The sequence below is a fragment of the Candidatus Methylomirabilota bacterium genome, assembly GCA_003104975.1.
GTDB lineage: Bacteria > Methylomirabilota > Methylomirabilia > Methylomirabilales > Methylomirabilaceae > Methylomirabilis.
Genome location: PQAM01000019.1, coordinates 1 through 19,090, shown reverse-complemented (window position 1 = coordinate 19,090; position 19,090 = coordinate 1). Strand labels below are relative to the sequence as shown.

The window sequence follows — 19,090 nt, the reverse complement described above, 5'->3', positions numbered from 1 at the left end:
TGATAGCTGACGGCTGACCGTTTGTCTTTTCCTTGATGATGTATTACAGTAGCGCCGTGATGATCGAAATGATGGATCGACCGCAGACGAATTCATGGCTCTATGACGGCGAATCCCTGGATGATATCGGCATGTCCGGCGTAAAGGTCATTCAGAGCAGAATGGGCTTCCGCTATTCGATGGATGCGCTGTTGCTGGCGCAGGTCGCCATGCCGCGACCCGGCGACAGGGTTCTTGATCTCGGCTGCGGCAACGGCGCCATCGCCTTCCTGCTGGCACATCGGTATCCGAGCCTCCGCATCGTCGGTCTTGAGGTCCAGTCGGCCCTGGCCGACCGGGCCAGGCGTGGCGTGCGGCTCAATGGACTGCAAGACCGCATCGAGATCGTCGAGGGTGACCTTCGTCAGATTACGCGGCTGCTGCCGGCAAGCTGCTTTGATATGGTACTCTGCAACCCGCCCTATCGACCGATCGCCGGCGGCCGACTCAGTCCGGACCCCGAGATCCGACAGGCGAAGCACGAACTGACCGCCACCATTCGCGAGGCAGTGGCGGCCATCCGATATGTCCTGGCGCCCCACGGGCGCGCCTATCTCATCTACCATGCCTCGCGACTCGCCGACCTGTTGAGCAGCCTCAGGACGGTACGACTGGAACCAAAGATGTTGCGATTCATTCATTCATACCCTGGCGCGCAGGCGGAACTCAGTCTGGTAGAGGCGCGACGGGACGGTCGGTCGGGACTACGGATTCTTACCCCTCTGTTCGTCTATGAGGCACGCGGCGGCCCGGTATCGCCGGACATGGAGGCCGCGCATCGCGGCCTGACTGCCCCCGACGTACGGAGTACGGTGGCATGAGTCGACATACAGTTGCCCTTGCCCAGATCAACCCCGTGCTCGGCGATCTGGAACGTAACCTGACCCTGCACGAGAAGACCATCGAGGAGGCGATCGGGCGAGGCGCCGGCCTGCTGATCTTTCCGGAGTTAAGCCTGACCGGATACTTCCTGAAGGATATTGTCTCATCAGTGGCCCTCCCCTTAACCAGCCCTATCCTCGACAGACTCAGGGAGTTAAGCCGCCGCGTCGATCTGGTGGTGGGGCTGGTTGAGGAGGCGCCGGGATACCTGTTTTATAATGCCGCCCTTTACCTCTCAGCGGGCGACATTCGGCACGTCCATCGTAAGGTCTACCTCCCCACATACGGGATCTTCGATGAGCAACGGTATCTTGCGGAAGGCAGCCGGATCGCAACGTTTCATACAGACATCGGGCGATCTGCGATCCTGATCTGCGAGGATATGTGGCACCCCTCGACGGCGTGGATTGCCTCCCTGGACGGGATGGAGATCCTTATCTCACCCTCTGCCAGTCCCGGCCGCGGGGGACTGGAGGAGGGTCAATTGTTCGCGAACGCCAGGGCGTGGGAGACGGTCAACCGAGCCTACGCGCAACTCTTCACCAGCTATGTCCTGTATACAAATCGGGTCGGATATGAGGACGGCGCCTGCTTTTGGGGCGGCTCTGAGGTCATCGCCCCATCCGGCGAGCCTGTAGCCAAGGCAGCCTATCTTGACGAGACCCTCCTGGTCGCCGAAATCGATCCTGCCGAGGTTCGACGGGCCAGGACGATAAATCCGCTGTGTCGAGATGAGCGATTGGACGTGACGTGTCGGGAACTGGAGCGGATCAGGCGCGAGGGGGACAGATGATCCGTCTCTCCCTGCACTGCGCATTTGTTCAACAGATCCTGACCGGATTCATTACCAACGAGGTACGAAAGACCGGTTTCAGCCGGGTTGTCATCGGGTTATCGGGTGGGGTCGATTCCGCGTTGTCCGCATATCTCGCTGCCGAAGCGCTTGGCGGCGAGAACGTCTGGGCCCTCCTGATGCCATACCGAACCAGCAGTCCGGACAGCCGAGCGCACGCCGAACTGGTGGTCACGCAGTTAGGAATCCAATCCGATATCATCGATATTACCCCGATGGTAGACGCCTACTTCGGACGGCTCCAGGATGCCGATCAGGTACGCCGGGGCAACAAGATGGCGCGCGAGCGAATGACCATCCTGTTCGATTATTCGGCCAGGCTGAATGCCCTGGTATTAGGGACCAGCAATAAAACCGAGTTACTCCTGGGGTACGGTACACTGTACGGAGACATGGCCAGCGCCATCAACCCGCTGGGCGATCTGTATAAGAGCCAGGTGCGGCAACTGGCGCGCCATATGGGCGTTCCGGAGGCCATCATTGGAAAGGCGCCCAGCGGTGATCTCTGGGTCGGACAGACCGACGAGACGGAACTCGGCTTTACGTACGAAGAGGTCGACCAAGTGCTCTATCTCATGATCGACCGCCGATACGAGATTTCCGAGATGATCGCGAACGGCTTCGATGAGCGATTTGTCCGAACCGTCCTCGCCAGGGTCCAGGCCTCCCAGTACAAGCGACGCCTCCCCCTCATTGCCAAGATCTCTGCCCGTACCATCGACCGCGACTTCCGCTATCCCCGCGACTGGGGTAAGTAACACCGTCGCGCGCACAACAAGCGATACCCCCCGGTACAAGGTTGATTATACCGGGGGGTATCCGAGTCAAGCGAGACGTACCTGCCTAACTCCTCAGATTAGAACGCCTCGTCGCCGGCCGCCCAGGCAGCCCGCTCCTTGGCCTTCTCTTTATCGTAGATGGTCCACTCACCCTCTTCAACAGCAGCCGCCTCGCGGACCATTCGCCCCGCCCGTGACAGGATGAAATAGACCAGAGGCAAGACACCGCCAAAGAGGAAGATCGCCCCACCGACGGTCCGCATCCAGGTCAAGGTGATCCAGACGTTGTCCGTCACGTGCGCCTGCGCTCTGGCGGCCCAGAGGCCTTGCTTGAAGACTGTGGCGACCTGATAGAGCCCGACCGGGAACAGATCCAACATCATCATCAGCACCAGGCCGACCTGCAGCGACCAGAAGATACCCTTGATCAGCTTCTCATTCCAGGCAGAGCGCTGGAACAGGTGCTGACACGCGAAGAGCATACCGGCGATCGCGATGTTCCCCTTGACGCCGAACATGGCGGCATGGGCATGGTTACCGGTCAGATAGGTGCCATGCTCATAGTAGTTGACGATCGGCAGGTTGATCAACGAGCCGAAGACGCCCGCGCCGAATATATTCCAGAAGTTGACGGCCAGGATGAAGGTCCAGACGCCGTCCATCACGAAGCGCTGCTTGCCCTCGGCAACGTTTTCATAGGCCTTCACCCGCTCCGTCCGCATCTTCCAGGCATCCAGGGTGATCAGGAGCAACGGCAACACCTGCATGGTGGAGAAGACGCTACCCAGGGCGATGATCCCTGTCGGCTTGGCGATCCAGTAGAAGTTGTGGGAGATCCCGATCAGGGCGGTCACCAGGAACATCATGACGGCGAGGAAGATAACCCGCTCGGCCATGGCCCGGTTGACCAGACCCATCTGAACCAGCATGTAGCCCACAATACAGGTGGTGAAGACCTCGAAGGTTACCTCAACCCACATATGAATGTTCATCCACCGCCAGTAATCCGCAATCGCGAAGTTCTGCGACGGGGTCATGAACATCCCGAAGAACAGGAACAGCACCATGATGCCGCTGCCATAGAACAGCCAGGCCGGAACGGACCAGAGGTTCTGGCTGGTGATCCAGGGCTTGACGGCGCGGAAGATGATGTAGACCCACAGACAGAACGAGGCCAGCATCAGGATGTGCCAGAACCGGCCGAGCTCCAGGAATTCCCAACCCTGGCTGCCGAACCAGTAGGCCATGTCGTCGCTCATGTAACCCGTATGTCCGAGATAGATGCCGAACAGGGCGCCGGCGCCGACGATGACGCACAGGGTGAACAGCAGGTTGATCAGGAAGCGCTGACCGTTAGGCACCTTGGAAATGCGGGGCAAGAAGAACAGGGTGTAGCCGACCCACGCCATGAAGAACCAGTAGATCTGGACGATGGTATGCCAGCCGCGGGTCACAGTGAATGGGATGGTGAATCCCAACACCGTGGTGGCGATGGCGCTGCCCGGTCCGCCGCCCACAAAATCCTCGGCGCTCAGGATACCCGCCAGGACCTGCACCAGGAACAGGATGACCGCAAAGGCGAAGAACTTGTAGGTGGCGCGCTGGGTCGGGCGCACATAGGCATCGCCTTTATTCTCCAGATCGACGGTGGTCAGCGACCAATCTCGCCCGTTGAACGGCTCGCCCGGCAGGGTCTTCATCTCGCCGTAGACGTACAGGACCAGCATCGTGCCGCAGAACAGGACGAAGATCGAAATGAAACTCCAGAGGTAGGTCTCGAATGTCGGAGTATTGCCGACCGCCGGATCGGGCGGCCAGTTGTGGGTATAACTGTAGTCAAAACCTGGCCGGTTCGCCCCGGAAACCCAACCACCCCAGAAGAAGTACCCCGCGAGGGCCTTCAGGTCGGCCGGGTCGCTGATATGATTCTTGATCCTGCCCTTCATAAAGGCTTCTTCATAGGTAGCATCCGTAAACATCTTCGTGTAATGGGTGATCAACTCCTGATACGCAAAAGCCTGCGCCGGATTGATTCGAATCACGTTGGCGGCCTCGTCGTACCCATTCTCTCGAATCTCACGTCGTACCCTCATCGCGATCATGTCGCGATCGGCTTGCGTGACAGGGCGCTCCTTTGCGATCTCATTCTCGTAGTATTTGTTCATGGAGACGTATGTATGATGGAGAGCTTCGGCCGTAAAATCCGGGCCCCGTTCGCCGCCGTCACCCCAGAACGAGCCGTAGGTCATGAGCCCCTTGAGGTGAAATACCTGTTTGCCGCGCTGGATCTCCCACTCAGGTATCACCGTCTCCCCGGTGGACGACGACACAAAATTGGTCAACGGTGGGGCCGACGTGTAGGTCCAGACGCCAAGCGCGACCAAACCGATAAGGCTGATACCTGTGACAATCGCCGCATGGAGCCACCAATATTTTTTCACTAACAGCATTTGGCCGAACGTCTTATGGGGCTTGCTTACCATATCGCTCGGGATGGGACTCATAACAACCTCCTATATGTTACGCTTCATTACAGCTACTGCACTTGCAATGCTTTGTGTGTCACCAACTCCCCTCTTTGTGACCGGGCCAAAGCCCCGCAACGGGAGGAGCCCGCGCTTCGCGAGGCGTATGACGGGATTCATTCAACCGAGCCGCGTAGCGCCGCCCTGCCACCGGACGACCGCGCCGGCGCTTCGTACTACCTCCACACCACCCCAGGTTCATGTCTTACCGTCCCTCCGAGATTCTAAAAATGAACTTCAGACAAAATGTAGACACCTTTTTCTCCTCCTACAATCGGATGTTCAGCTCAAATTGGGATGCGAATGCACTACTACGCCAGACGCCCACGCGTTCGTTGATCGAACGGACGGCTAGTGCAAATGCATTAGGACATTGAAGGCCGAACAAGTCCGAGGGCTTGGGGGTGAGACCACTAGGGATGACCGTGGGCTTAGGCGAAGAAGCAGTTGGTGGGCATTCGAACGCTTAGAGGGTCAACGGAGGCGTTGGTCTGGGTGGTGATGAAGGTAAATCGGCGTTTCACGCCCGAAACTCGAAAAAACAATACCCCCCGGTACCGTTCGGTACCGGGGGGTATTGACGTGAGGTATGACGTACCTACCGCAGTAGGTAACGAGACTAGAACGCCTCGTCAGAAGCGGCCCAAGCTTCCCGCTCCTTCGCCTTCTCTCGATCGTAGATCGTCCACTCACCCTCCTCAACGACGGCGGCTTCGCGGACCATCCGAGTACCCCTCGACAGAATGAACCACATGAGAGGCAGGACGCCACCGAACATGAAGACCACACCGCCGATGGCGCGCAGCCAGGTCAGGGTGTGCCAAACCTCGTTGGTGACGAAGGACTGCTGGCGGCCATACCAGAAGCCGTGCTGGAAGATCGCGGCCAACTGATACAGCCCGATCGGGAACATATCCATGAGCATCATCATCACGATACCGATCTGCAGGCTCCAGAAGATGGTCTTGATCAGCTTCTCATTCCAGGCAGAGCGCTGGAACAGGTGCTGACACGCGAAGAGCATACCGGCGATCGCGATGTTCCCCTTGACGCCGAACATGGCGCCGTGGGCATGGTTACCGGTCAGATAGGTGCCATGCTCATAGTAGTTGACGATCGGCAGGTTGATGAGCGAGCCCATCACGCCCGCACCGAAGATGTTCCAGAAGTTGACGGCCAGGATGAAGGTCCAGACGCCGTCCATCACGAAGCGCTGCTTGCCCTCGGCCAGAGCCTCGTGAGCCCGAGCGCGCTCCGTCCGCATCTTCCAGGCATCCAGGGTGATCAGGAGCAACGGCAACACCTGCATGGTGGAGAAGACGCTACCCAGGGCGATGATCCCTGTCGGCTTGGCGATCCAGTAGAAGTTGTGGGAGATCCCGATCAGGGCGGTCACCAGGAACATCATGACGGCGAGGAAGATAACCCGCTCGGCCATGGCCCGGTTGACCAGACCCATCTGAACCAGCATGTAGCCCACGATACAGGTGGTGAAGACCTCGAAGGTTACCTCAACCCACATATGAATGTTCATCCACCGCCAGTAGTCGGAGATAGCGAAGTTCTGCGACGGGGTCATGAACATCCCGAAGAACAGGAACAGCACCATGATGCCGCTGCCGTAGAACAGCCAAGCCGGAACGGACCAGAGGTTCTGGCTGGTGATCCAGGGCTTGACGGCGCGGAAGATGATGTAGACCCACAGCACAAACGAGGCCAGCATCAGGATGTGCCAGAACCGGCCGAGCTCCAGGAACTCCCAACCCTGGCTGCCGAACCAGTAGGCCATGTCGTCGCTGGCGAAATACCCGGTGTGGCCCATCCAGATGCCGAACAGGGCGCCGGCGCCGACGATGACGCACAGGGTGAACAGCAGGTTAATCAGGAAGCGCTGGCCGTTAGGCACCTTGGAAATGCGGGGCAAGAAGAACAGGGTGTAGCCGGTCCACGCCATGAAGAACCAGTAGATCTGGACGATGGCATGCCAACCACGCGCCACGCTGAACGGAATGGTAAGGCCGATCGCGCTCAGGACTGCATCAGCCGGACCGCCACCCACGAAATCCTCTGCCGCAATGATACCCGCGATAACCTGCACCAGGAACAGGATCACCGCAAAGGCGAAGAACTTGTAGGTTGCGCGCTGGGTCGGGCGCACATAGGCATCACCCTTGTTCTCGAGGTCGATCGTGGTGAGCGACCAGTCGCGACCGTTGAACGGCTCGCCCGGCAGGGTCTTCATCTCACCATAGACATACAGCACCAGCATGGTACCAGCGAACAGGACCAAGAGCGAGAGGAAGCTCCAGATATAGGTCGGATAGGTCGGGAGGTTGCCGGCATCCGGATCGTACGGCCAGTTGTGGGTGTAGCTGTAGGTCTCACCCGGCCGATTCGCGCCGGCTACCCAACCGCCCCAGAAGAAGTAGCCCGCGAGGGCCTTCAGGTCGGCGGGGTTGCTGATAAAGTTCTGGATTCGGCCCTTCTGGAAGGCTTCTTCATAGGTTGAATCGGTGAACATCTTAGTGTAGTGCTCGATCAACTCATTATAGGCGAAAATCTGCGCGTCGTTCAGGCGGATCACGTTGGCCGATGCATCGAAGCCGTTCTCGTGGATCTCGCGCTTCACGCGGCCCGCGATCCCGTCCCGGTCGTCCTGGGTGACGGTGCGTCCGCTTTTTTCGATCTGCTGCTCATAGTACTTACCCATGGAAACAAAGGTGCGATGCAGGGCCTCGGCCGAGAAGTCCGGACCGCGCTCTGCGCCATCACCCCAGAACGAACCGTAGGTCATCAGGCCCTTCAGGTGGAAGACCTGCTTCCCACGCTGCATTTCCCATTCAGGGATGACGACCTCTCCGCTGGACGAGACGAAATTGACCAACGGGGGGACGCTGGTATAGGTCCAGACGCCAAGTGCGATCAACCCGATGACGCTGATGGCAGTAACGATCAAAGCATGAAGCCACCAATACTTTTTAATCAGTAGTGCCTGGGCAAATGTCCTCTCGTTCTTGCCCTTACTTACGCTTCCGCTGGGATTAGGACTCATTGTTACCTCCCGTGGCTCTGCCCCGCTTTGAGGTAGCCACTCGTGCATTGTTATTACGGTGCCGTCTTGAACGTGGTGTCCCAGGCCGTCGGGGGTGCGCGCGCTTCCCGAACGGCGTGCAGGGTGCGGGCCCGACGGCACATGCCCGGTCGACCAGGCGATGGCCCGCTACGCTGCTTATCGATCTGCATCCTGTCATTCATGGGGAACGCCTCCATGGCGGTAATAACTGCGGTCCCCTATAGACTCTCTAAATCCTACGATCGAATCAAACCGGGATGCATATGTACTATGGTATAGTTTTACTATCCCAAACGGGACTCGTAAATCCTGCGATTGACTCAATATGATGATGCAGATGCACTAGCAATGGGTAATTCAAGCGGCGCAGTGGTGTAATGGACGTACAGAATGTTAAAACGGGGTTTACCCGATCGCACGGCGACGCGCTGATCCACCCTGCAGGGCAAAGGATACGGTTCAAGGGACTACTGGTCTCCCGAACATCATAACGATGTATTGAGCACGTGATCATTCGGCGATTCGCTGAATCGTTCCGCATCGCACTCATCATGCAGCCTTGTGGGGTTCCTTGGCCGCCCCGGATGACGGTCCGGCTTCTGTTCGGTTCGGCTCTCGCCTCGACATCTCGTTCACGTAGGCGACCGCCTCGAGCCTCGAGTGGACCTTGAGTTTACTGAAGATGTTCTGGATGTGATTTCTCACGGTAGTTTTGCTGATGAAGAGTTGCTCCGCAATGGCTGCCGTCGTTGCACCGGTCCGCATAAGGGTGACCACCTGCAGTTCCCGGCGAGTAAGCTCGCCGATGGGAGAAACCGTCTTCTCGCTCATCGTGAGCTGAGTCTGAGCCAGTTGCTGCCGCACCAATACCTCAAGCTGGTGCGCGGCTGTGACATCGCGAAAGAGATGAACAACGGTTGGCGGTTGGCTATTCTCGGTAGGGAGAGCGACACAGCTCACGTCGATCCAGAGCGGTTTCCCTGTCCGGGTCCGTGTAGCCATCTCAAAATGCTGGATCAGGTCACCGCGGCTGAGCGACATCTTGAGCGGACACGGCCACTGGCAAAGCTGATTGCCGTTACTGTCACGACCGTTGAAGAACTCCCGACACTGCTGCCCGACGACCTGCTCGGCAGAGGCTTCCAGAATGGTCTCAGCGGCCGAGTTGCAGAACAATATTTCACCCGTCGGTGCGCTGATAAATACGCCATCGGCCGTCTCTGCGAAGAGTTTGAAGGCGGCCTCCCGCGGCTCCATCGCCTGTCCACCCCCCGACTCGTTGCGTGTACCTGTCACATCAGCCGCAGGCCGTCGGTTATTTTCTGCACCGGCATGGCGGACGACCGCCTCGCCTGCACGGATACCGTCATCAGGCCGTCGATCTGCCCGTTGGATTCGCCCCGACCGTTTCAGTCCGTTGCCTGGGTGAGCCATGGAATCAATATACATTTCTCAGTAGGACCTGTCAAGCCGAAAAGGGATGTTTTCAGAGGTCTCCGAGCATGATGATTCAGCGTCCACGATTGCCGATGTTGAAGTCACCCGCGACAAGTTTCGTATACACCGAAGATTGATTCGCGAGCTGTTCATCGCCGGATTCGTTGCTACCATTATAGAGACGCTTACATAGGCATTTGGTCTTTAGAAATACATCATACATGAACACCATGGCGGCGGGCTGATGACGGGAGACGTCGAAGGCATACGGACATACGGAGTTGATGGTCAACGCCCGTATTGGCCGGTCGCTGCGACACGACGTCGCAGGGACAGCCTGAACCGGACGTGGGGCACCAGCGCTCGCGTAGGAAACATCGGACAGGCTGATGAAGAAAACCCTTGACACGGGAGTAACGCATGTGCAATAGTGACGCCCATCACTGAAGTCAGCGCCCTACTGCAAGTCCTCTAATGAGGTTGGGAAGCCTGTATACACCGCGAAGATCGTCTCATCGGGGCGGAGTTATTTTGGCGCCCCGCATCCGCAAACGCGCTTCGATCTCGGGAGCGCGGTGGTTAACCTGACGCAGAGGGAGGAGGATCATGGCTCAAAGAAAGTGGTGGGTTCGTGGTGCGGTCTTGGGCAGCGCTCTGCTGCTCGCCCCGGTAGGGGCATGGGCCGACAAGCTCACAGAGCTTGAGCAGGCCTTTGAGACACAGCAGCGGTCGTTGCAGCAGTTGCAGCAGGAGATGCAGCGATTGCGGCAGGAGCGGACCACGCAACAGGAAGAGGTGACCCGACGTGTGATGGAGGTAGAGAAGAAGGCCGCGGAGGCGACGGCATCATCCCTCCAGACCGGATTTGACCCCTGGCCCGGAAAGGGGTTCTACCTGAAGTCAGCCGATGGTCAGCACCGACTGAATATCGGCGGCTACGTGCAGACGTTGGCGCAGGTCGAGGCATCGCGGAATGAAGAGGATGTCGACGGTGCCTCCGACAAGACGGCGGCAATCGGTCGACACCGCCCCAGCACGTTGAAGTTGCATCGTGTCCGGGTCATCTTCAACGGGACGATCTTCAGGGACTTCGGCTTCCATATCGAGCCGGAGTTTACCGGCGGCAATATCGGCGCCCGGATCGAAACAGGTTTTGTCAGCTACAGCTATACCCCATGGTTGAAGGTCACCGCCGGACAGATGCGGCACCACTACAGCCTCGAGCAGGGCATGGCGACCCAGGACCTGGACTTCGCTGCACAGCGGTCCTTTGTCAACCGGGCCTTTTCGCCGGACCTGCAGATGGGCGTCCTGCTCTCGGGTAATCTCAAACTTGCCGACACGTTGCCCATCTATTACGGGGTCGGCGTATTTAACGGTTGCGGTCGGGTCGATCAGTGCCCCGGCAGCGTCGACAACGACGGCGACAAGGAGTATACGGGCCGCTTGACCGTTTCGCCTGCGATGCCCTTTGGCGCCCTCACCGTCGGCGTGAATGCCGACTTCCGTACCTTCAACATACGGCGGGGGGCCGGCGCGACCGATACCAACGGCGTCACGGCACCTGTCGGGGGCGGCTCGAAGTTCCACCGCTTTAACCCGGTGAGCACGTTAGGGGATAAGTTCGGCGGTGACGGTGCCGGTACCAGCATGAACGGCTTCCTGATCAATGGCGACCGCGTCACCACCGGCGCCGACGTCGTCTTCGATCTGTATCCGTTCATCCTCAAGGGCGAGTTCCACTATGCCTCTCAGGAGCGCGACGGCGTGGGTGCGGGCGGCTCGAACCTCGAGGACCTTCGCATGATGGGCGGCTATGGCACGATCGGCTTTTGGCTCTACGGCAACAAGCTGAAGGGCGTGCTGCTCAACGGCCGCTACGAGCACCTGCGGGTCGAGGACACCAAGGGCAATTTCACCCCGGCCGCTGGTACGACCGAGGATACGCTGCGGGTGCGGGCCGGGACACTGGGCCTGACCTGGTATGCCAACCCCAACGTCTTCGTTCGGGCGAACTACCTGCTCACCGATGTCACGCCGGGACGGAACTTCTTCGGTGTCAGCAACAACACGCAGGGCGAACTCACCCATCAGGGTATCGCCGAGTTGATGGTTCGGTTCTAATGTTCGCGTAAGACCTATTTTCCGCCGAAGGCTCCCCTTATTTGGGGAGCCTTCGGCGTTTTTATTAAAAGGAGGATACGCCATGAAGTTCGTCACACTGGCCAAGGTGAGACCCGGGGCATGGTCCAAGCTGGCAAATGATCTTCCCGCCGCCTGCTACGAAGGGATGAAATCGGCGTATGTCACCTATGGCCAATACGATGTCGTATTTGAGTGGGAGGCCAAGGATCTGAAGACGGCCAATCAGGTCATGAAGCATATGGCCGGATCGAACCTGCTTGAATCCGAAACCCTGGTCGTCGCGTCTACCCTGAAGGAGTTCGGTCAGATATAGCCGTTCATCCCCCGCGCCACGTCACCCGATCAGCGCGATGTAGAGTCCAGAGTCCGTAGGCCACCTGCAGACTCCGATTCGCCCACCACGCCGTATACTCCGCTCGTCCCTTTCCGGTTCGGACCGCAGCACCCCCGCTGCGGTTTCCTCCTTCCGACCGTTCTTCGCCTCGAGTTTTCCAATGTTACGAGAACCGGACGGCGAGATTGCCGCGTACCCCTCAGAACCCACAATGACAGAATGAAAGATGATAGATGAATTGGGTGCGTGATCAATTGCTGGTTTTAGCGCAGAACTTGGACTTGACAAGCTTCGGGACTTGCTTTACTCTGGCAATATATATGCTAACGTCGGTAACAGGTGGCGCAGGGATTGAACGCATCAGAGTACGCCGACCGCAAGTTCGATCGGCACAGTGAGGAGCAGATGAAACATAGTAAGCTCAGGAGATGTTATCCCTCTTTCATAACGTCCCGGATAGTTGACGCCTGGCTTCTGGAGGTCGGGATGCACCAAGGAGGTCATTGCGGTGAATAAGCGTTACGCCAAGATTGCGGGAGCGGTCGCGGCGATCCTCGTGGTCCTAGCGATAGCTTTCCTGCCGTTCTATTGGAGCCCGAAAAGGGCCTCGACCCAGGTCATTTTCAGCGACTTCGTGGATATGGTGGAATCAGGACAGCTCGCAGGAACGGTGATTTTCAACGAAAACACCCACACCATTTACGGTCACGTCTCGTCCGGACAGCACCTCAGGACGGTCTACAGCAAGGAGTCGACGGGAGCCCTCCAGGAGCTTTTGAAGAAAAAGGGGGTTCGCTTTGCCATCGAACCCGCCTCGGGCGGTTCGATCTGGATGGGGCTGCTGTTCAACTTCCTGCCGTTCCTTTTGATCATCGGCCTGTTTGTGATGATGAGCCGTCGGTCCCAAATGGGCGGAGGCGGCGGTCCGATGGCCTTCGGCAAGTCGAAGGCGAAGCTGCACGACGCGTCTAAACCCAAGGTGACGTTCGCGGATGTCGCCGGAGAGGAAGAGCCTAAGGAGGAACTGCAAGAGGTTATCGAGTTTTTGAAGCACCCGCAGAAGTTTCAGGCGCTGCACGCCAAGATCCCCAAAGGGCTGCTGCTGGTCGGACCGCCGGGGTGCGGTAAGACGCTCCTCGCCAAGGCCGTAGCCGGAGAGGCGGGGGTTCCATTCTTCTCACTGTCCGGCTCTGAGTTCGTCGAGGTCTTCGTCGGGGTGGGCGCCAGCCGCGTTCGCGACCTGTTTGAACAGGCCAAGAAGAACGCCCCCTGCCTGGTCTTTATCGACGAAATCGACGCGGTCGGCCGTCATCGTGGCGCCGGCCTTGGCGGCGGAAACGATGAGCGCGAGCAGACGTTAAACCAACTGCTGGTCGCCATGGACGGTTTTGAGTCGAATATCGGCATCATCATCATTGCCGCCACCAACCGGCCTGACATTCTGGATCCGGCCCTTCTGCGCCCGGGTCGATTCGACCGTCGCATTATTGTGGACAACCCGGACAGTAAGGGTCGCAAGGCGATCTTGCAGGTCCATCTGCGCGAAATCCCGCTGGCGCCGGACGTCAACGTGGACACCCTTGCCAAACAGACCCCCGGCTTTTCGGGAGCGGATCTGGCCGCCGTGGTCAATGAGGGCGCGCTCCTGGCCGCCCGACGCGGGAAGGACCGTGTCTCGATGGTTGATTTTGACGAGGCCACCGAACGCGTCATAGCCGGGCCGCTGCGCCGCAGTCGCGCCCTGACGCCGAAGGAACGCGAGATGGTGGCCTATCATGAGGCGGGCCACGCCATCCTGCGTAAGCTGCTGCCGAAGGCCGATCCGCCCCATAAGGTCACCATCGTATCGCGCGGGATGGCGCTCGGCTATGTCATGGGCGCGCCGCCGGAGGATCGCTACACCCGCACTCGCGGAGAGCTGTTGGCAGAGGTGAGTGTGGCGATGGGTGGGCGGGTCGCTGAGGACGTCGTCTTCGCGGAGGTCACCACCGGCGCATCGAATGACTTTGAACAGGCCACCAATATGGTCCGACGGATGGTCACCAATTTTGGCATGTCCGACAAGCTCGGCCCCGTCACGCTCGGGCGGCAGGGAGGTCCGGTGTTTCTGGGACGGGATATGATCGACAGTCGGAACTACAGCGAAGAAATCGCGTACCAGATCGACCAGGAGGTACGCCGTATCATCGATGAGTGCTACCAGGTCGCCCGCCAGACGATCGAAACCAATCGGGAGAAATTGCAGCGGCTGGCGAAGGCCCTGATCGAACGCGAGACCCTCTTCGCAGAGGAGTTGGACGACGTCATGGAGGGCAAGGTGGTAGCATTGGATCCGTCACGAGCAGCCGCTGCAGAGGCGGCCACCGCTGGAACAGCCGCCAAGGTCAGCGCCACCGAAGCGGCCGTCGCACCCAGCGCGTCGTCGACGCCGGCGCCGCCACCTTCGGCTTAGCCTAACGCGAATCCTGACACCCTGTCGTCGAACGAATAAAAAAACCCTCTCGCGCCAATAGTCGTGAGAGGGTTACTTTTTTCGGCAGTTTGTTGGCGGGCTTCAGGCCGCCTTCTTCTTCTGCCTGACGTACAGCACGGCCCCGATCGCCACGCCGGCAATGGCCGTAACCAGAATGCTTGGATTGCTGAACATCGAGGAACCGCGACCGCCGGACCGCGGCGTCTTCAACCCGACCGTAAAGGGGAAACTGAAGGTCGAATCGTGGGCGTGGTACACCTCCTCCTCGGCTGAACTGGCATGCTTGACACCGACCATGACTGTACTGTCGTGCTGATGGTCAGCGGCGTCGGCGCCATGGCCGATTGGCGATTGCCCCGGATGCTGCTCCTCAACCTCGACGACCGCCTTATATTTGCCTGCATGCGTAAAGTCGGTTTCGGCCTTGACGACCCCGGACGGATACACCTGTTGGGGGATATAGAGGACAGTTTCCGCATTGCCACGCTCCGAGGCCTCAACGACGCGGACAGCTACGGGAATCTTGCGAAGCGCATCGCTGATCAGATCAAAGGTCAGCGTCGCCTTGCCGGTTTTTGGTATGTCCCGGCAATAGGATCGAAACTCCTCCTTCATCGCATCCACGTATCGCCTGAGATCTGCCTCCTTGAGATCTTTGAGGACCGCAAGCTGGGCAACATTTCCGGCAGCGGCATGTTGATAGGCGCTGAAGTGGATGAAATACTGTCCCCGCTCCATGGAGCAGATATCATTCTCGGTAATGCCACCCATGCCGCCCCCACCATGGGCCCACACCTGCGACGTCCCGGACGCCGCCAACAGAACGACTGACGCAATCGCAACCACATACTTCATCATTCTACCTGCCTACTTCTGGGATCCTCTACGGGTCGAACCACTCGATCTCTCGGCATCTGGTATGGAGGATCAACGCGGGCCTGAGGGCCTCGCCCCGGAAATCTCGTATTCGAATCTCCCGGGGCGAGGCCCTCACAGCCAATAACCTCAGTTACGCCTGATTCACCAACGTAAGAACGACAAACAACAACATAAGCAACAGCGCGATATTCATCCCTTGAGCGGCAAATTCCATAATCGCATCTCTCCTTCCTATTTGTACTGGGTCGTGGGTCGCCACTGACCACCGCCAGTCAGCGCGGTGGCGCCACCCTCAAAGGACGGGATCACAGGGCCACCAACCTCGACAATTTGCCGGTTCTTGTCGGCGTCGAAGAACTCCAGCAGTCCACCATACCGGCTGTCTGAGTCATAGATCAACTCGGCCAACCGCTGGTATTCCCACTCCGCATCGGTGGCATCAACCGAAACCGTCGCGGTCTGGCCAGGGGCGATGGGCCCTGCCGGCTCCACCTTGATCTTGAGCCGCGTGTCGGGGAACTGGGCCGGCTCGCGGAACTGCAGATTAGCCGTAATGAACCCGCCTAACTGCTGGGCCCTATTCGAACCGTTCGTGACCTCCAGGACCATGCCAAGAGAGCGCCCGGGCACCGTATAAACCGCAGTGACAGGTCGGACCCTCACAGTGGCATGGGCATACGGCGTAAACTCGGTCGTAGGCCTCAGTTCAGGCGCATCCATCCGACCGGTCTGCAACGGAATCGTAATCGGGTAGGCGCCGTTAGTGGTCACATAGCCGATGGCCACGATCAGGACGGTGGCAATCATCAGCACAAGTCCAACCGTGCGGTCGCCGGGGCTGACCAGTTCCTCCTCAGGCACAGTCCCAACCATAAAGATGCGCCGCGTAAACGGCCGTACCACCCAATAACCCAGCCAGAAGACCCCGATGATGGTCCACAACACCCACCAGCCGATGATCCGGCCCTGGCCATGGGTTTCCATATCGATCGTCTGGCCATCGATGGTGGTCACGTTGTTGGTAAAATTACTCCAGTCGCCGTCAACGGTGACAAATTCGCCGCCACCGACCAAGGGGCCGCCACCCTCGATATTCACCATCGGGTGAACGTGATAGGTGCCGGTGACCCGCCCCATAATTGCTAGCTTATAATCGTAGTCACCGCCAAGCTTCGTGCTGGTGGAGTTGATGACAGGCATGCCGTTCATCCATGCCTCTTTCTTCAGCATTGAGGGCCCCGGCACAGAGTAGTGCAAAAAGATCGACTCGGGGAGATAGACCGCCCGCGGCCATTCACTGAAGGTATGGAACTTGCCCGTGAGGTCCATCGTCTCGCCCGGCTGTACCCGGGCCTTCGACCACTTGGTGTCATAAAACGTTATCGTACGCATCCGGAGGAAGGGCTCCTGTGATCGTTCGCCATGGGCCCACGCCGTCCCCCCCGCGGACACAGCGATCACTCCAAGTAAGATCGCCGACAACGCCGCTCGTCCTATCCTCATTGTTATCCTCCTACCTCACTCAGGGTAAGGGTCAGGGTCAACTGATCCGCAAACAGCTAGGTCCGCGCGAGCCATGTCGGCTTGCTTATCCACTTCCCCATAAACATCCACCAGACGTAAACTAACCCGCTGATGAACCCGGCAAAGAACGACGAGACCGGTGTGACGTCACGTCCGAAGGTGCGCAGCGTCCCGCGCTCGACGATCCGAATGTACTCAGGCGTCGCGGAGCGCACATACTCCATCCCCATCAGATCGGCGATCGACATAAGCGGCCCGCTGGGATGCTTCACCGCCAGGTGGAACGGCGCCAGCCAGGTCCAGTTCGCAGGGTAGAACAGCAGCGACCACCCCATCCCGCCGAACAGCGCGGTAAACATGTAGCTCCCGGTCATCATCAGCATGACGTCCAGGAAGATCGCGCTGGGGATCATCAGGCCCGGGGTGGTGAAGTTGACCGGGAACCAGGCCCAGTAGTAGAAGTTGAAGACCCGATTCATCCATTGACCGAAGTGAAGCGTCATAATGCAGAAGGTCGCACCGATCGGCAGACGCATCTTCTCCCACATGAAATATTGCGACGCCGCGGGGAAGGTGATCAACAGGATCGGTGTCAACGTGACCCACCAGCGTCGATCCTTCCAGTCCAACCAGAAGTCCCAGTCGCCGACGGTCAGCATCTGGTGAATATGATAGCCGGCCACCGTACCGGTAAAGGCGGCTACGAGGATGATGATATCAAACTTTCGCTCCAGGCTTGCAGCTTGCTGTACTGATAAGAGCGCCATAGGCTCTTCCCCTCCGAGAAGGGAGGGGGGCGGATCCCCACCCCCTCCACTATTTGGCTACGAGGATTTCAAGTGTGTTTACCACTTATCAACCTGGACCGGCAACTTGCCGACATTGGGAGCCCACTGGGCCGCCTTGCCGTCGCTGGTGATCTTGATCAGCTCATGGATTCGCGGGCACATGGCCGCTGCGACTCCATACACCCCGAACAGACACCAACCGAGCGTCACGAAACCCCAGTGCAGCGGCGCCACAAACAGCTCCTCCATGATCCAGAAGGTGTGGCCCCACTCGTTCAACGCCACATTGACGAAGATCATCGCAGGGCCGCCGACCGTCAGCATGAACGGCAGGGAGTGCCCGGCCGCAAACAGCGGAATTCGGGTCCTGGCCCACATGTACGCATTGATCCCGATGATGATATAAATGGGGTAGCTCAGGTAGAACTCGATGATGTGACTCGGCGTGAAGTCGGTATCGCGGATCACGGTCTGGTGCCAGGTCCCGTCCTGCTCGGTGAAGAAGCTGGCGCCCCAATAGACGGCCCACGCGAACGTGACAATCCACTGTCCGAGACCCCAGAACCGCCTCAACTCCTCTTCCGGTGTAATCTTGTCCAAGTTCCGGTCGCGGGTCTTCCAGATGTAGCCCAAGGTGAAGGTCAGCACCGCGCCTTCGATGATCAGCTCACCGATGAGCATGTTCCACCAGTAGATCCGGAAGTCTTCAGAGAAGAAGTCGAGACCCTTCGACCATGAGAAGTACTGCTGGTAAATCCGAATGCAGATGTAGAACAGGCTGATCGCGATCATGCACTTCCAGAAGATGCCCCAGCCAAACATCTGTTCGGCCGTCTCAGCACGCTTAGCTGGTACGGCTTCCGTCCTGTATTGTGCCATTCGATTCTTCCTCCTTACACTCTGATCATTTTAAATGCGTAGATGTACTACTCTGGGATGACAAATCCTCTGTCCCTCTTTTGACGCCGGCTCTCACCTCCTTTGCCACCACTGTGGGAACGGGTTTGAGTTGAAGGTTGTTGTGGCTCCGGGAAAATCGCTTTTTGGAAACCCTGTTCTAGCGACACTAGCATATGTCGCGTTCGAAACACCTGTCAAGTCCTTTTTACCTTCCGAACTCGGTTCCATCCTCGACCTGTTCACCCCTGAATCGCTCAACTAACTATGGTTGCAAAAGGCAAGGATGATGCCAAACGAAGTTCAAATCTGCCGTCATTCTGCTCCAATGCGTGAAATCAAGGGGTTCGACCAACGGCTTAGAAGGGGCATGGGAAAATCGTTGAATAATTTCTGATGAATTTTTAATTAATGTGAACTAGTACGACCGGATATGCACCATCTGTCCCACGACACCTGTCT

At 58.5% G+C, this 19,090-nt stretch carries 13 protein-coding genes; 6 read left to right on the top strand and 7 right to left on the bottom strand.

Annotated elements, in window-relative coordinates; translation table 11 throughout:
* Positions 1 to 35: 35 nt before the first annotated feature.
* Genes C3F12_14155 through C3F12_14145 form a run of 3 tightly spaced genes read left to right on the top strand, consistent with a single transcriptional unit; the run spans position 36 to position 2,532 of the window.
* The gene (locus C3F12_14155; GenBank protein PWB42348.1) at positions 36 to 860 is read left to right on the top strand and encodes an SAM-dependent methyltransferase; all 825 of its coding nucleotides are present in this window, start codon (positions 36 to 38) and stop codon (positions 858 to 860) included.
* Positions 857 to 1,714, top strand: coding sequence for a carbon-nitrogen hydrolase (locus C3F12_14150; protein PWB42347.1), 858 nt, complete (start codon positions 857 to 859; stop codon positions 1,712 to 1,714). The genes C3F12_14155 and C3F12_14150 overlap by 4 nt, the downstream gene beginning before the upstream one ends.
* A complete protein-coding gene (locus C3F12_14145) occupies positions 1,711 to 2,532 on the top strand; it encodes an NAD(+) synthetase (GenBank protein ID PWB42346.1) in 822 nt (273 codons plus the stop codon). The genes C3F12_14150 and C3F12_14145 overlap by 4 nt, the downstream gene beginning before the upstream one ends.
* Positions 2,533 to 2,630: 98 nt before the next feature.
* Here C3F12_14145 and C3F12_14140 read toward each other — a convergent pair whose 3' ends face one another.
* From C3F12_14140 to C3F12_14130, 3 genes are all read right to left on the bottom strand, one after another.
* Positions 2,631 to 5,057: a nitric-oxide reductase gene (locus C3F12_14140; protein PWB42345.1), complete on the bottom strand. Its 2,427-nt coding sequence runs from the start codon at positions 5,055 to 5,057 to the stop codon at positions 2,631 to 2,633.
* Between the two features lie 640 nt (positions 5,058 to 5,697).
* Positions 5,698 to 8,130: a nitric-oxide reductase gene (locus C3F12_14135; GenBank protein ID PWB42344.1), complete on the bottom strand. Its 2,433-nt coding sequence runs from the start codon at positions 8,128 to 8,130 to the stop codon at positions 5,698 to 5,700.
* 570 nt (positions 8,131 to 8,700) lie between these two features.
* Positions 8,701 to 9,600, bottom strand: coding sequence for a hypothetical protein (locus tag C3F12_14130; GenBank protein ID PWB42343.1), 900 nt, complete (start codon positions 9,598 to 9,600; stop codon positions 8,701 to 8,703).
* A gap of 594 nt (positions 9,601 to 10,194) precedes the next feature.
* On the opposite strand from C3F12_14130, the gene C3F12_14125 reads away from it, so the two are divergent.
* The 3 genes from C3F12_14125 (at position 10,195) to C3F12_14115 (ending at position 14,519) form a co-directional block, all read left to right on the top strand.
* Positions 10,195 to 11,712, top strand: a complete 1,518-nt coding sequence (locus C3F12_14125; GenBank protein PWB42342.1) for a hypothetical protein — start codon at positions 10,195 to 10,197, stop codon at positions 11,710 to 11,712.
* Between the two features lie 82 nt (positions 11,713 to 11,794).
* A complete protein-coding gene (locus C3F12_14120; protein ID PWB42341.1) occupies positions 11,795 to 12,046 on the top strand; it encodes a hypothetical protein in 252 nt (83 codons plus the stop codon).
* Between the two features lie 529 nt (positions 12,047 to 12,575).
* The gene (locus tag C3F12_14115) at positions 12,576 to 14,519 is read left to right on the top strand and encodes a cell division protein FtsH (protein PWB42340.1); all 1,944 of its coding nucleotides are present in this window, start codon (positions 12,576 to 12,578) and stop codon (positions 14,517 to 14,519) included.
* A gap of 102 nt (positions 14,520 to 14,621) precedes the next feature.
* Here the strand turns inward: C3F12_14115 and C3F12_14110 are convergent, their stop codons facing one another.
* The 4 genes from C3F12_14110 to C3F12_14095 all read right to left on the bottom strand — a co-directional run bounded on the left by C3F12_14110 (position 14,622) and on the right by C3F12_14095 (position 18,610).
* Positions 14,622 to 15,395 (bottom strand): hypothetical protein, encoded by a 774-nt coding sequence (locus C3F12_14110; GenBank protein ID PWB42339.1) that lies wholly within the window; start codon positions 15,393 to 15,395, stop codon positions 14,622 to 14,624.
* Positions 15,396 to 15,650: 255 nt separating this feature from the next.
* On the bottom strand, positions 15,651 to 16,922 hold the full coding sequence (locus C3F12_14105) for a methane monooxygenase (GenBank protein PWB42338.1): 1,272 nt from the start codon (positions 16,920 to 16,922) through the stop codon (positions 15,651 to 15,653).
* 56 nt (positions 16,923 to 16,978) lie between these two features.
* Positions 16,979 to 17,710, bottom strand: a complete 732-nt coding sequence (locus tag C3F12_14100) for a methane monooxygenase/ammonia monooxygenase subunit A (GenBank protein ID PWB42337.1) — start codon at positions 17,708 to 17,710, stop codon at positions 16,979 to 16,981.
* 78 nt (positions 17,711 to 17,788) lie between these two features.
* Positions 17,789 to 18,610: a methane monooxygenase/ammonia monooxygenase subunit C gene (locus C3F12_14095; GenBank protein PWB42336.1), complete on the bottom strand. Its 822-nt coding sequence runs from the start codon at positions 18,608 to 18,610 to the stop codon at positions 17,789 to 17,791.
* Positions 18,611 to 19,090: the final 480 nt, after the last annotated feature.